At 59.0% G+C, this 12,362-nt stretch carries 9 protein-coding genes; 6 read left to right on the top strand and 3 right to left on the bottom strand.

What is annotated here, in order from left to right; genetic code table 11:
* The first annotated feature begins 49 nt into the window (after positions 1-49).
* The 4 genes from ACQR1W_RS23355 (at position 50) to ACQR1W_RS23340 (ending at position 3,215) form a co-directional block, all read left to right on the top strand.
* Positions 50-796, top strand: coding sequence for a S1 family peptidase (locus ACQR1W_RS23355; RefSeq protein WP_434853002.1), 747 nt, complete (start codon positions 50-52; stop codon positions 794-796).
* Between the two features lie 798 nt (positions 797-1,594).
* Positions 1,595-2,260, top strand: coding sequence for a hypothetical protein (locus tag ACQR1W_RS23350; RefSeq protein WP_434853001.1), 666 nt, complete (start codon positions 1,595-1,597; stop codon positions 2,258-2,260).
* 29 nt (positions 2,261-2,289) lie between these two features.
* Positions 2,290-2,541 carry a helix-turn-helix domain-containing protein gene (locus ACQR1W_RS23345; protein ID WP_434853442.1) on the top strand — a complete coding sequence of 84 codons (252 nt, stop codon included), beginning with the start codon at positions 2,290-2,292 and terminating at the stop codon, positions 2,539-2,541.
* 293 nt (positions 2,542-2,834) lie between these two features.
* The gene (locus ACQR1W_RS23340) at positions 2,835-3,215 is read left to right on the top strand and encodes a hypothetical protein (RefSeq protein ID WP_434853000.1); all 381 of its coding nucleotides are present in this window, start codon (positions 2,835-2,837) and stop codon (positions 3,213-3,215) included.
* Between the two features lie 527 nt (positions 3,216-3,742).
* Here ACQR1W_RS23340 and ACQR1W_RS23335 read toward each other — a convergent pair.
* On the bottom strand, positions 3,743-3,991 hold the full coding sequence (locus ACQR1W_RS23335; RefSeq protein ID WP_434852999.1) for a hypothetical protein: 249 nt from the start codon (positions 3,989-3,991) through the stop codon (positions 3,743-3,745).
* A 429-nt stretch (positions 3,992-4,420) separates the two neighbouring features.
* Here ACQR1W_RS23335 and ACQR1W_RS23330 point away from each other — a divergent pair, with 429 nt between their 5' ends.
* Complete coding sequence (locus ACQR1W_RS23330; protein WP_434852998.1) at positions 4,421-6,883, top strand: multiheme c-type cytochrome; 2,463 nt, start codon at positions 4,421-4,423, stop codon at positions 6,881-6,883.
* A gap of 185 nt (positions 6,884-7,068) precedes the next feature.
* Positions 7,069-8,772 carry an arylsulfatase gene (locus tag ACQR1W_RS23325; RefSeq protein WP_434852997.1) on the top strand — a complete coding sequence of 568 codons (1,704 nt, stop codon included), beginning with the start codon at positions 7,069-7,071 and terminating at the stop codon, positions 8,770-8,772.
* A 149-nt stretch (positions 8,773-8,921) separates the two neighbouring features.
* Here the strand turns inward: ACQR1W_RS23325 and ACQR1W_RS23320 are convergent, their stop codons facing one another.
* Both ACQR1W_RS23320 and ACQR1W_RS23315 read right to left on the bottom strand, forming a co-directional pair.
* Positions 8,922-9,722 (bottom strand): LssY C-terminal domain-containing protein, encoded by an 801-nt coding sequence (locus ACQR1W_RS23320; RefSeq protein WP_434852996.1) that lies wholly within the window; start codon positions 9,720-9,722, stop codon positions 8,922-8,924.
* 142 nt (positions 9,723-9,864) lie between these two features.
* Positions 9,865-10,893 (bottom strand): SphA family protein, encoded by a 1,029-nt coding sequence (locus ACQR1W_RS23315; protein ID WP_434853441.1) that lies wholly within the window; start codon positions 10,891-10,893, stop codon positions 9,865-9,867.
* Positions 10,894-12,362: the final 1,469 nt, after the last annotated feature.

The raw sequence follows: 12,362 nt of genomic DNA, 5'->3' as shown, positions 1-12,362 counted from the left end.
CTGTCGCAATCACGCCTTTTGATTTGCCTGAGCATGGGGGTTCGTTGCGATGCATGGACGCGGTGGTCATCTGCTATTTCTTTCTTTCTTTCTACTTTCAGCCATCCAACCCGTCTGTGCAGCTTGCATCGACGCCGCGCAGCTCGCGCACACGACCGTCAGCATCATGCGGTATTTCGATGATGCGGAACGCAATGAGCGTCCAGGCCTCGTCGGCGTCCGGGGCACCGGCTGGTTCCTGTCCCCAAGAACGATCGTCACCGCCGAGCACGTCACTGCAGGGATGAAGCTCTCGACCGATGAGTGGAAATCTCTCGAGATCATGGACGGAGATCGGATGCAGTTCATCGCTGCGCGCGTGCAGCGCTTGGTGGGAACCCAGGCAGAACGGCTTGCCGTCATCGAGCTCCAGCGCGCTGTTTCCGACGCGCGGAGCGTCACGATCCGAAAGGAGCCGCTCCTACCTGAAGAGCAGGTCATCACCCTCGCATATCCGGCCGGCCACTTGCAGCTGGTGACCGGACGATTCGTTCGGTTCGGAGATGACAGGAAACTCACCGGCATGGCACTCCTGGAATTTTTTGAAGGCGACAACCGCCTTATTATCGATCACGGCGCCTCGGGAGCGCCCGTGATCGATTGCAACGGCCGAGTTGCGGCGGTCGTCAGCAACGTGTTTACGCAGAGTATCGAGTGGGCGTCTCATCAAATTCGGATCTCGACAGCGTGGGGGACACCCAACGTTGTATCCGTGCCGGTCCACGCGCTGGCGCTGGATGATCCCTCCAGAACCTAAGGTCTTGCAGCTGCACTCTTCTGCGAGTAGGGGCGATGACGGAGCGGTGGCCCTACGTCAAAATCGAATCCTCCGATCCGTCTGTTGCGCTAGACAGCAGAACCTCAAGCTGATCGGCGGCCCGCGTCCTCTTCGTGATCGGCAAGTCGAGTTGGTGGCCTGACCTCTTCATCCGCCCCTCGGCCTACGGCTGCATCTCCTTGCCGTAAGTGCAAAGCGGTGTCTGGCCCGGCGGATATCGTTATCCCCGCCGAGCTGATAATCATCGGGGAAACGCTCAACCTGTACCGGCTACGCTGAGCTCACCCCTCCCGGCAGGAGAACATGCTCTCCATCCGAACTCTCTTCGTTGTCGCTTCGCGCGTTCTATTCCTTACAACATCGCTACCAGCATAGGCCGCAAAGATGGGTGTCCGGTCCGCACGTGCTGAATGCTTCAGGAAAGCCAACAAAGCGGCAAGCGCCGCGGTTGGCGATATGACCAGCGGTACCGATGCCGAAAGCCAGGCCACGGGAATGGACGCCTATCGTCTGTGCCGTTACGAAATGGGCATACGGCCATAGCGACGCACACGGCGACTTGGTCATCTACCGAAAGACCGTCCCTCGGCTGGTCTTGCCATTGATCGCAACCGGAGGAGATCGCCTTTCCTGCCGGAGGCCGCCAGATATCGCAATTCACTATCGACGTGCCAAAGCCGCATAGCCGAGGCGTAACGCCTGTTCAATGCTGTCTGCAATCGATGAGACCCAAGACCTTCAATGGGTCGCAAGAACTGTTCTCCGCGGACGGAGCAAATGGCAGAAGTCGCCACATTTACATTCAGCGATCCCGACGGCTACGCAGCCGCATTTGGCGATACACGCATCAACTTCACGATAACAGGCGCCGGTGATTTCAACGCGCGGCTGATTCGTCTGAAAACAAATCACCTGGAAGTCTGTTGGTGTAGCGAGGACCTGCCGCGTATTGCATACATCCGCCTGCCGCCCGAGCGGATGTTCCTGTCGTTTCCCATCGGTACGTTATCCCTGATATCCGACGGAGTTGGTTTGGAAAACGGCGACTTCGTCTTGCACTGCTGGGGCCAGGCCATGCATCAACGATCCGGCGGTGCCTGCCAATGGGGCCTGATAGCAATATCGGCGGCGGAACTATCGAGTTGCGCCAAGGCACTGACCGGACGTGAGATGCCGTTGCCGCGCGTGAGCAGAGTTCTATGCCCCGCGGGCTCAGATTCGTTGGAATTCCAGTCTTCCTTTGGGCAAGCCTGCCACCTTGCGGAAAGCGGCAAGAACTTGATCGAGTACTCTGAGGTCGCAGAAGCGCTGGAGCGCGAAATGCTTCATGCGGTCATTCACTGCCTTGGCGCTAACGACGCGGACGACAATCACAAAAGCACAACAGCATCACGCCGCAATCATGATCCGCTTCGAAGAAGCGCTGAGCGAGCGCCTCGATGACGAACTAAGGCTGCCCGCTTTGCGCGGAGATTGGCGTGCCGGAACGCACATTGCGGCTGTGTTGCGCCGAATTCCTTGGTGTCAGTCCTACCCGATATCTGCTGTTCCGACGGCTGAACAAGGCACGCTCGGCGCTACGACACGCCGATCCTTCGAAAATCACCGTCGCGGAGGTTGCCCGAACTCATCAGTTCCTGGAGCTTGGGCGATTTGCTGTGACGTACCGCGCGACCTTCGGTGAATCACCTTCAGCGACTCTGCAGCGCGCCCGTCCATTGTGACTTGCCGAAACTGCATAGCGCTTCCAGGTCGGTTGGACGAATCTCGTGTTCGATAGGATCCGACCTGGCGCAGGATCGCGTGTGGGCAAATCCCAGCCCGAAGCGGTCCGGGAGATCGCTTGTGAGTTCCGCCCGAGACATTCCGATTCTGCATCGTCGCACCTCTGAACCGGAACTCTAATTGGCTCGACCGGTCGGCGGGCGCACCGGGCCATGGCGCATCTCTGACTGGCGAATCGCAGCACGCGCGAAGCTTCCAACCTGTAATTTCTTAAGCGCGAAAAGGAGTCCCCATGATCGCCGCATTCTTGTCAATCGCACTTGCCAGCCAACTCGGAAGTCCATTGGTCATACTCGTCGGAGATCACGTACCGATCATCGACGTCCAGCGCTCCTGTAAAGAGACGGCGGCCACGAACAAGGCCATGGACCTCGACCTTTCTCGATCCCTCGCGGATTGCCTGCGCGACGAAGATGCGGCGCAAGTGCAGCTCATAGGTATCTGGTCGACCTATTCCGCTTCCATTCGCGATCGCTGCACGCAGGAAGCGACCATTCCTGGAATGAGCGGCAGCTATGTTGATCTGTTGACCTGTGTGCAGATGACCGATCCGTCGACAATATCTCCCACGACAGCCTTGAGGGGCGCAAGCAAGAATCGAAACAACGATTAGCGCCAAACCTCGCGGATGTTTGCCAGCGTCCGCCCATGCCAGCGCTATTGTCCACGTGGACGCGCTAATGAGCGATTGCTGCGCTGGCTTCTACCTTCGCCCTGGAGGAGGAGGTGGCAGGTCTCGGTGCCAGATGGTGCCATTGTCGAACTGAATGAGCATGCCATCCGCAGAATAAACGGCGCCTTCATTGAAGGCGCCAATCCATATTCGGCTAACTGGCGCAAACCAGTCAGGCCAAGCGCGGGCAGGCACCCCTGCTTCGGTTGTAAGATTAAGGGCAGGTCCGTTCTGCGTGACGTGAGCAGGTAGGTCTCCCCGGCACATCGCAACGCACGTATAAATGCCGGTCAGGTTAATCGATTGAGCCGATGCGCCGGGAGCCCCGACCGCGGCGAATATTCCGATAACCAATGAAAGACTTTTCATACGGATCTCCCTTCCTTCGAATGGTCCGCCCCTCTTGGACTGCTGCGAGCCTCGCGCTCAACGCACGGCAACGACCTGAGAGTTACAAACAAGCCGTTTCAGAACTGGGCCGGTTGAGCCGGCGGGCTCGGATAGTCTGTTCTGAGGTTGTTCGGGTTGTTGCGATCGAATAGGTCTTGGCCGCCGACAAAGATTGCCCTGCAGCTATCTGGTATAGACCTGATGTGGGTTGGCGTGTCTTGGCGGAGATCGTGAGCCGCCGTAAGTTTTGTGCGCGGCTCTTTCGCGAAAGCCGCCGTCGCAAACTCTCCAATCACGGCGAGGAACACTGTTGCTGTCTTGATCATCGGAAACGCTCTCCTTCAATGAGCGGAAACGCTCCGTAACCGGATTTCATCGACTTAACGCTCTGCTTCCATAGGGGAGGCTTATTTCTCATTGCAGCGAGCCTGCAGCGGGAGCGCGTCGCGCGCTATGCAAATTCGGCTGGCGCAAAGTTATGAAGACTCGACGAGCGGCAGGGCGTATTGGTGGGAGCATGCGCACCCAGAATCGGCAAGTGGGTTATGCAGAGCGATCGCGGGCGTCGACCGATTCCGCACCTTTACCAGTGCCTGCGAAGACATAAGCAGTGCTAAGAGGAAGCTGAGCTTCGCAAAGCGACGCTTCAGGCTTAGGAGCCACATCGCCGCCGAATTGCCGAATCTGCATAGCCCACACGGGTCCACATTGATCAATTTCTCTCAGCAATCCGGCGGGTCCAACGAGCAGAGCCAGTGGCGCGCAACAAGGACAAGGCCAGCAAGAGTGAGAGTGGCTCTCAGCGCGACGCGCATGCCAAGCCGACCGTCGGCGCGGCAGATACCCGCAACGCCCCTTTCCGCCCGAAGCGGCGCATCACGACATTGGCGGCTGTCGGTGCCATCACAATCGGCGCCGTGGCATTCCTGTTGGCCATCAATGGCAAGTTTCTTTTTCCTGAGGCGCTCCGTACCAGCGGCCCGGCCCCTACCCTCACCTTTGTCGGCAGCGAAACCTGCGCTGAGTGCCACCAAGCCGAAGCTGCCCTTTGGAAAAAATCCCAGCATAAACACGCCATGCAGCACGCCACCGCAGATTCCGTGCTCGGCAGTTTCGACGGGTCTGCTTACGACTACTTCGACGTCCATTCCCGCTTCTTCAAAAAGGACAACAAATTCTTCGTCGAGACCGACGGTCCCGACGGCAAGCTCGCGGTCTTTGAGGTCAAGTACACCTTCGGCATCGATCCCCTTCAGCAATATCTGATCGAATTTCCGGATGGCCGCATACAGGCGCTTTCAATTGCCTGGGACAGCCGTCCGAAAAACCAGGGCGGCCAACGCTGGTTTCATCTCTATCCCGATGAGGAGATTAAGCACGGCGACGTGCTACACTGGACCAAGCTCAATCAAAACTGGAATTTCATGTGCGCGGAGTGTCATTCCACTGGCGTCAAGAAAAACTACGATGCGACCAATGATCGCTTCCATACGACCTGGGCGGAGATCAGCGTCGGCTGCGAGACGTGCCACGGCAAAGGCTCGCGCCACGTCGACTGGGCGCATAGTCAGCGGAGCTGGTGGCCTTTTGACAGAGATGAACATCCTCTGAAAGGGCTCGCCGTCTTGCTGAAGGAGCGCGATGGCATCACCTGGCAGTCCGACGCGAAGACCGCCGATCCGCAACGCAGCGCCCCGCCGGCAGCGACGCGCCGAGAGGTTGAGACCTGCGGGCTATGCCATGCGCGACGTGGACAGTTTTCTGAGGACTGGATTCCGGGGCAGCCGTTATCTGATACCCACCTTGTTTCTACCCTCGCCCGCGGCCTCTATCATGCCGACGGGCAAATGCTCGACGAGGTCTACAACTACGGTCCGTTCAAGCAGAGCAAAATGTTTGCAAATGGCGTCACCTGCAGCGACTGTCACGATCCGCATTCCGCCAAGCTCCGCGCCGAAGGCAATGGCATATGCCTGCAGTGCCACGCCCCTGACAGATATGAGGTTGCCTCACATAGCCGCCACGATGGCGTGACACCAAAAGTCACCTGCGTATCGTGCCATATGCCCGCAAACACCTATATGGTGGTGGACCGGCGGCACGACCACAGCTTTCGAATACCGAGGCCCGATCTCTCAGTGAGGCTTGGCACCCCGAACGCCTGCAACTCTTGTCATGCCGACAAATCGGCACAATGGGCGACCGACACCATCGAGGCCTGGTACGGACCGGCGCGAAAGGGGTTCCAAAACTACTCCGAGGCATTCCAGGCGTCCTGGACGGAGCGCCCCGAGGCCGCGGCTCTGCTGGCGCTGGTTGCCGCCAGCCCAGCAACGCCGGCGATCGCGCGGGCGAGTGCGTTGAGCGAACTTCACACGCGGGTCTCGGGAGACAACATTAATCTCGCCCGCAAGGGATTGTCGGATCCCGATCCAATGGTACGTATCGGTGCACTCGACATGCTTGACGGTCTTCCAGGCGACCGGCTCTGGGGTGTTGTCGCCCCGCTGCTCTCGGATACGAGCCGCGGCGTTCGCATCAGGGCAGTATCCGTGCTGGCCGCCGTACCGACAGAAAGCCAACCGGCTGCTGATCGTCCAGCCTTCGAGCGTGCGGCCGCCGAGTTCATTGCCGCACAGCAGTTCAACGCGGATCGGCCCGAATCCCGGGCAACCCTGGGCAATTTCTACGTCCGTCGTCGGCTCACCGGCGATGCAGAGAAGGAATATCAGGCCGCGCTACGGCTCAGCCCACAATACGCGCCCGCAGCGATCAATCTCGCGGATTTGTATCGGCAGCTTGGCCGGGATGGCGATGGAGAGAGCGCGCTGAGGGCAGCAATCGGTTCGTCTCGCCAGGACGCAGGCCTGCACCATGCGCTCGGACTCACTCTCACCCGCGAGAGACGGCCGGATGACGCACTAGCCGAATTCCGCATGGCGACCGAACTCGAACCTGACCGGTCGCGCTATGCCTATGTCTACGCCGTGGCGCTGCATTCTTCGGGCCGCGCGGACGCGTCGATGACAGTCCTGAAGGAGAGTCTTGCCCGGCATCCCGACGATCGCGACACACTGATGGCTCTTATGACGTTCAGCCGCGATTCCGGAGATATCAGCAGCGCCCTTGAATATGCTGAACAGCTATCTCGCACTTCCCCGAACGACCCTGATCTGGCTCGGCTCTCTAACGATCTCCGTGCTCGTTTGAAGCGATAGAGCTTGTATCGCGACTGCTCTTAGCTACTTGGCTTCCGACGCAATGCCAGACTCACTCATTCAGGTTGGCCAGCAGCATCGGTACCTCGGAATCCGCAGGCACAATTTGCCGAAGTTGCATAGCGCGAGACTTGCTTTCGAGCTGAACTCCGATCCCTTCAATAAGGTTAGATTTGGAGGTGATCATGGGCAAATGCCTTCTCAAGCTAGAATTGAGCATCTGTCTCTGTGTGGCGTTGCTCGCAACAAGCTTGCCTTGGATCGGCTCCGCATCCGCACAAGAACAGGCACGAAAACCCAACATCCTCGTGATCATGGGTGACGATGTCGGCTGGTTCAATATCGGCGCTTACCACCGCGGAATGATGTCGGGCAAGACGCCCAACCTCGACAAGCTGGCGTCTGAAGGCATGATGTTTACCGACTACTACGCCGAAGCGAGCTGCACGGCGGGGCGCGCCAATTTCATCACTGGCGAATTGCCGATCCGCACCGGACTGACGACGGTGGGCCAGGCCGGTGCCGATGTCGGCATACCAGACCAGGCCGTGACACTCGCCACCGCGCTCAAATCGCTCGGCTACGCAACGGGGCAGTTCGGCAAGAACCATCTCGGCGATCTCAACAAATATCTGCCGACGGTACACGGCTTCGACGAATTCTTCGGCTACTTATATCACCTCGACGCGATGTCCGATCCGTACTGGTACTCTTTCCCAGTCAACCAGGACTACTACAACAAGTACGGCCCACGCTACCTTGTCCACAGCTACGCGACCGACAAGGACGACCCCACCGAGATGCCGCGCTGGGGTAAGATTGGCAAGCAAAGGATTGTCGACGAAGGCCCACTGCCGCCGTTCCCGGATATGGCGAACGTGCCGAACATGCACGATCTGCCGTTCCTGAAGGCGAAGTACGACATGACCACCTTCGACGAAGTGCTGGTCAAGGCGTCCAGTGACTTCATGGACAGAGCCAAGCGCGACGGCAAGCCATTCTTCGTCTGGCACAACACGACGCGCATGCACGTCTGGACGTTCCTGTCGAACAAGTACAGCACGATGCAGAACCACGACACGAATTACGGTCTTGAGGAAGCCGGCATGGCTCAGCTGGACGACAGCGTCGGCGCCCTGCTCAAGCATATCGATGACATCGGTGAAACCAATAACACCATCGTCATCTTCACAACGGACAATGGCGCCGAGGTGTTCACCTGGCCGGACGGCGGCATGACCCCGTTCAAGGCCACCAAAGGCACCAGCTATGAGGGCGGCTTCCGCGTGCCGGCCATCATTCGCTGGCCGGGCCACATCAAGCCGGGTTCGGTGGAGAACGGAATCTTCTCGGGGCTCGACTGGTTCCCAACGCTGACTGCAGCGGCAGGAAACCCGAACATTACCGACCAGCTTCTCAAGGGCGCGACGCTGGAAGGCCGCACGTACAAGGTCCACCTCGACGGTTACAATCAGATGGACCTTCTGACCGGCAAGGGACCGTCCGCCCGCCATGAGCTCTTCTATTTTGCCGGTCCGCATCTTGGTGCCCTTCGATACAACGACTTCAAATTTCAGTTCTTCCAGCAGCCCTATGGCTGGCCGGGTGAAAAAGACACCACCGACATGCCGACTATTATCAATATCCGCCAAGACCCGTTTGAGCGAACGCCGATAACCCGGGCCGAAAGCCTGAACAACGCCGGCGGAGGCTACATGAACGATTTCATGGGCCGCGAATTCTGGCGGTTCGTGCTTGTTCAACAGGAGGTTGCCAGACTGGCACAAACGGCCATCGAATTTCCGCCGATGCAAGCGCCGGCGAGCTTCAACCTTGAAGCCGTAAAGCGAGAGGTCGAGGACAAGATCAAGGGCCACGAGGGTCAGTAGCCGGCCCGGTCTTTCAACCCGCGGGCGTTCTTCCAAGAGCGCCCGCAACTCAGAGCAAAGTATACGAAGAAGAGAAATTGCTGGGTCGCAATCGGAAGAGACGCATCGCGCCCGCCTGACAGGCCGGATGACAATCAGTAGCGCGACGATTACTGGCTGATCGCGTTGCTGACGCCGTGCCAGACTTGATCCTTCAGGGCGATCAGCGGCGGCGGCGGCAGGGTTAGCGGCGGCTCTGCCTGCGGGACGCCATCGATCACCAGAGTGGCGACGTCGATTTCGCCATCCGTGTAGTAAGGATCGCCTTCGCCATTTCGGCCAAACAATGTCGGGCCCGTTCCGGAAATCTGGAAAAAGTTTTGCGCCATCCCTGCCTCGCGCAGATCGCGCATCAAGAGGTCGCGCTCGGCGTCAATATCGGGCGCAATGTGATGGGTCACCTGCCCCGTGTCACGGCTCAAGCCTACGCCGCGGTCGAAGGTCACAGAACCAAGCCAGACCGGACGGCCGTCCGTTCCTTTCTCGAGCACCTGCCAGAATCGGACGTGGTGCCGACGATCCGCGCTTGTACCCTCAGGCTTCTCGAACGCCAGCTGTTCCTTTTTTCCTTCGTAATAGAGTGGACTGACGGGCGCGTCGTGATATGGGCGGTCAAGCACAACGCTGCCGACAATCTCGATGCTCGAGCGCACGGTGATCGGGTCCGCCGGAAACCAGCCTGCCGCGTGCATGGCGCGAAGGACGTCTTCCTTGCTGCCGACGAGGCCTACATTGAGCGCGTCTCCCGGGATGCCGCTCGCTGTGCGAGTGACCATGGGCAAGGACGCAAGGCCCGGCTCGTGCTCGTGATGGCGCCACAAAGCGGGCAGTATGACATAGGCCAGCACCAAGTAGGCGATGAGTACGCCCACAAGGACGATCCACCATCTTCGCCAGCCTGCAATCCGCATCGTGCGTCGCGACCGCCAACTTGATTGCGATAGCTATGTTCTGCAGCCTCGACCCGATTCGCCAAAATTCGCTGGGTCTGGTCGTCAATCAGATCAAACAGGTGCTCCTTTCGTCACACAAGAGTATTTGGCACCTGCGATCTTATTTCGTGATCCTCGGCTTCGTGGATGTCGGCGGCGTTGGTGCCGCAGGCGAAATATTGAATGTCAACCAGAGGTTCCAGCCCGCTGGCCGATTTTCATTGGCGAATTCACCGTAGGCCTTCAGGTTGAGATACCCCTGTAGGTTGTCTCCGAGTGGGATGATGTAGCCGACCTGCGGTCCGACCCCGACCACCCGCGATCGGAAGCAGCCGACGCGATCGCCGGAGCCGCTGTCACAGCCGAGTTCCTGGTACAGGTAACCCACGAGACCGACCTGCCACTGCTTGGTCAGGAATTGTGACACGCCCCAGTCGAGGTGCATGTCGACCCCACTCTGGTATTGAGTAGACGGGTTGATGAAGTTGTAGGTGAATCCGAGCACCGCTGACGCTTCATGCCCGGCCTTTGGATCGAAATAGGTGTAGCCGCCGCCGGCGTCGATCGCCCAATGCCCGATTCCGATGTTGGCAAGCCGGGCTGAGTCGTAGGCCCCGACCGGGATGTCCCCGCTGACGTAGGTCATGTAGTTGTTGACGCCGGCATTCCACTTCAGCTGAAATGTTGGGTACAAATCGCCGAATGCAGTGAGCGAGCTGTTGATGTTATCGAAGCGCGAGAAGGGAATGGCGCCGCCAGGCGTCGCCAAAGTTCCTGTAAGCGTTCCCGCCAGCGAGGTCGAGTTGGAGCCGTAGATTCCCATAAGGCTCGCGGAGGCCTGACCGCCCAGCACCGGGGTCGCAAAGGTGTAAGTCCCGATCAAAAAGCCGAGATCCAGATTGGAATTGAGGTTGGCGCTCAAGCTGGCCGTCAGATTCGCGGGGATGCGACCGAGCTCGAATTCGCGTGCCCGCGCCACGTCGCCAGCCGCGTGAACCGAATCATGCCAATAAATCGAGGTCGCCGACCAGCCCGTCGCCTGCGCGGGTACAGCCGCGAGGCTGCCAAAGAATCCGGGCAACCAGAAGCTGACGCCGCCTTCATCAGCGCGAGCGGTTTGACCGGGAAGCGCGAGCAACGCGGCCAACAATCCAATACTTAAACACCGTCGAGAAAAGCTAAACTCCAACCCCAATTGAAGGCATTGCATCTGCTGCCCCCTGGAATTTTTCTGGCCTACCGCGATTGCCGAGGAATCCGGCCTGCGGAGACGCAACTCTGGATAAAGCATAGCTCGGCACCGCCACTGTTCGTCTATGCAAATTCGGCAAGCCGCCTCGGCCGCCCGTCGCTTATTGGAGGACTGTGCCTTGCACGCAACAGTTGCAGTCCCTCTCGTCTGCCGTTTTCGCATAGCGGCGCAGGATCAACTCTCGCAAAATCGGTCACAATAAAACTGGTTCACCCTGCGGATGTTTTGGTCGCAGTTGCAGCCCGTCGAAACTCATGATGTCAGTCAACGACCCGTTTTGGCTGAGCGTCGCCACATCCGTGGCCGCACTGGGCGTGGCGCCAAACGCCGACGCGATTTTGGCTTCACGGTGGAGCGAGCCGTGACGGCGTCCCGATATCTGATCTTGTTTCTTCCAATCCTCGGTGGGATGCCCTCGGAGAAGGACTATTTCGGGTCGATCGTAGAGCTCGCCGGGGACTCACCTAAAGACATGCTCGCGGCCCAGATTCGCGATCAGGGAGTTGCTTGCGACAACCCAGTGCGAGCTGTGCGAGACGCGAAGCGATCCAAGCCGGACTACGATGTCTGGGTCCTGACATGTGAGAACGCGACCTACAGGGTCAGTCGCTATCCCGACCTTGCAGCGAAGATCGAACGGCTTCGCTAGCGTCTTCAGGACACCGGCGCTGGAACAGATACGTCCTTGTGCGGTGTGCACGACCTTCAAGCGCGGCGCCTGTGCTTCTAACCCGTCCACCGTCGAACACCTCCCGGACGGGGTGAGGTATGGCGGGATGATGTTTCATATCGACTGCAATCGGCGGGCGGTCGGATGACCAACGAACATTCGCGCAGACTTAGGGCTGCTTCCACGCCGCGGCGCGCAAGGCTGGACGATACCGACCGACTCGCGCGGCTGTTGACGAAGGCATTTCTCAACGACCCCGTCATGGATTGGTTGGCTCGATCAGGGCCAGAACGCCTCTCGGGGCTAGAGGCATTCTTCTTTTGGTTCTTGTATGAGCGCGCGATACCCGCTCGCGAAGCATGGATGAGCGATGACGGCTCGGCATGTGCAATATGGCTGTCGCCTGGGATAGCCGCGTGGCCTTCTGGAATTTTTGAGCAGTTGAAGCTACTGCCTCTGATCCTACAGATGTGTGGATTTTGGCGGATAGTGCGCGGGGCTGCGATATCCGGCGAATTGGAAAGGGCTCATCCGCGCGAAATGCATTTCTATTTGAGCTTTATGGCTGTAGATCCCGCTTTTCAGGGGATGGGACTAGGATCCGCGATCCTTGGCGCGACGTGACCTGCCCCTAAGAATTTCCTCCAGAAGGATTTAGAGTCCGCCCTGACGAAGGACGGACAGATGAAGCGGAAGC

The sequence above is a fragment of the Bradyrhizobium sp. HKCCYLS1011 genome (assembly GCF_051167795.1).
Taxonomy (GTDB): Bacteria; Pseudomonadota; Alphaproteobacteria; order Rhizobiales; family Xanthobacteraceae; genus Bradyrhizobium.
The sequence above is the reverse complement of the archived record's forward strand: the minus strand, read 5'-3'. Positions and strand labels throughout refer to the sequence as shown.

Excerpts from the sequence above, each read along its gene's own strand:
- ACQR1W_RS23355 (WP_434853002.1), top strand. The coding sequence starts at position 50 with ATGCATGGACGCGGTGGTCATCTGCTATTTCTTTCTTTCTTTCTACTT.
- ACQR1W_RS23350 (WP_434853001.1), top strand. The coding sequence starts at position 1,595 with ATGGCAGAAGTCGCCACATTTACATTCAGCGATCCCGACGGCTACGCA.
- ACQR1W_RS23340 (WP_434853000.1), top strand. The coding sequence starts at position 2,835 with ATGATCGCCGCATTCTTGTCAATCGCACTTGCCAGCCAACTCGGAAGT.
- ACQR1W_RS23335 (WP_434852999.1), bottom strand. The coding sequence starts at position 3,991 with ATGATCAAGACAGCAACAGTGTTCCTCGCCGTGATTGGAGAGTTTGCG.
- ACQR1W_RS23325 (WP_434852997.1), top strand. The coding sequence starts at position 7,069 with ATGGGCAAATGCCTTCTCAAGCTAGAATTGAGCATCTGTCTCTGTGTG.
- ACQR1W_RS23320 (WP_434852996.1), bottom strand. The coding sequence starts at position 9,722 with ATGCGGATTGCAGGCTGGCGAAGATGGTGGATCGTCCTTGTGGGCGTA.